Source organism: Demequina iriomotensis (genome assembly GCF_000971395.1).
Taxonomy (GTDB): Bacteria; Actinomycetota; Actinomycetes; order Actinomycetales; family Demequinaceae; genus Demequina; species Demequina iriomotensis.
In genome coordinates this window covers 1-1,464 of record NZ_BBME01000001.1, presented here as the reverse complement: position 1 = coordinate 1,464, position 1,464 = coordinate 1, and the positions used below count along the sequence as shown (strand labels likewise).

Annotated in this window: 1 protein-coding gene; it reads right to left on the bottom strand. The window is 69.1% G+C overall.

Translation table 11 applies throughout. The features are described from left to right. Positions 1 to 19: 19 nt before the first annotated feature. Complete coding sequence (locus AOM09_RS00005) at positions 20 to 1,237, bottom strand: IS110 family RNA-guided transposase (protein WP_062382415.1); 1,218 nt, start codon at positions 1,235 to 1,237, stop codon at positions 20 to 22. Between the last annotated feature and the right edge of the window lie 227 nt (positions 1,238 to 1,464).

Here is a 1,464-nt window from a genome sequence, read left to right as displayed (position 1 = left end):
AGTGATGCTCCTATGCGTGTCAAGCGGCGGTGAGCCATTGGCGGTAGGTGGTGGCGAGGGTGTCGTTGCGGGTGATGCCTCGTTCGAGTCGGGACAGGGTGGCGATGCCGATTCCGAGGGCGTGGGCGGCGTCGTCGAGGCGGATGTGGCGGGCTTGGCGGCGGGTGCGGAGGTCGTCGATGGCGGGTAGTGGTGCGGGGTGGACCAGGAGGTGGAAGACCTCGCGGGCGACGATGCGCTTGAGGCAGCGCATGATGTCGCGGGTGTCCTTGCCTTCGGCGGTGCGGCGCGCGATGTAGGCCTGGGTGCGGGGGTCGTTGGACATGCGGTTGAGCACGATGGTGTGCAGCGCCCAGTTGGCTTGCCTGTCGCCGCCGCGGTTGAGGCGATGCTTGGTGGTCTTGCCTGACGAGGCCGGGATCGGTGCGACGCCGCACAAGGCGGCGAATGCAGGGTCGGTGCGGATCCGGGAGGGGTTGTCGCCGGCGGTGACGAGAAGCTGCGCGGCGGTGATGGTGCCGATGCCGCGGGCGGCGGCCAGGGCCGGGTTGGTGGTGCGTACCAGCATGGCGAGGTGGGCTTCGAGGTCGGTGATCTCGTCGCCGAGCCCGGTGATGCGGTGCGCCAGGGTCCTCAAGGCGTAGCCGGTGGCGGTGTCGATGTCGAGGGTGGGGTCGCCGGGGCGGGTGCGCATCAATGCCTTGACCAGGGTCTTCTTGCTGTGGTGACGCCAGCGTGCACGGATCTCGTCGGGCGCGGTGACCAGGAGCGAGGACAGTTGCCGCAGGGCGTCGGCGCGGGCGTGGACCGCGGAGCGACGCACCACCAGCAGGGCGCGGATACGTGCCACGGGGCCGTCGCCGTCCTTGGGGATGGGCAGGCGATCGTCGCTGAGGGCTTGTGCGGCGGCGGCGTAGGCGTCGATGGGGTCGGACTTGCCGCGGCGGCGTTGGGCGCGCTTGGGACGGATCACCTCGGCCACGGTGAAGCCGGTGGCGCGTAGGTGGCGTGACAGGGCTGCACCGTAGGAGTTGGTTCCCTCGATACCGACGCACGCGACCACGCCATGGGTGTCGAGGAACGCGATGAGGTCGCGGTGGCCGTCAGGGGTGGCGTCGACCTGGCGATCCGCGACACGCCTGCCGCGAGAGTCGATCAGTGCGACGTGATGGGTATCGGCGTGGGTATCCACGCCCGCGACGAGGCAGTCCTCGCCAATGATGGGTTGGGCGGTCATGATGGACGTGTGCCTTCCGCTAGGGGCACGCCGTCCGCGGCCGGGCAGACACGACGTTGACGAGACCTATGGCCAGGCTCCTATGAAGTCATGTCCGGCCCGGGCGGCACACCCGGCAATAGGGGTACCCCGCCCAAGCGCCGACAGATCACTCACAAGACCGTCCGAAGACGTCAGTCAGGCTGGGAGTCAGACACCCAGGCGAGGCCCTTCCATCATCAACGTCA

Coding starts and splice junctions, on each gene's coding strand:
- AOM09_RS00005 (WP_062382415.1), bottom strand. CDS start 1,237: ATGACCGCCCAACCCATCATTGGCGAGGACTGCCTCGTCGCGGGCGTG.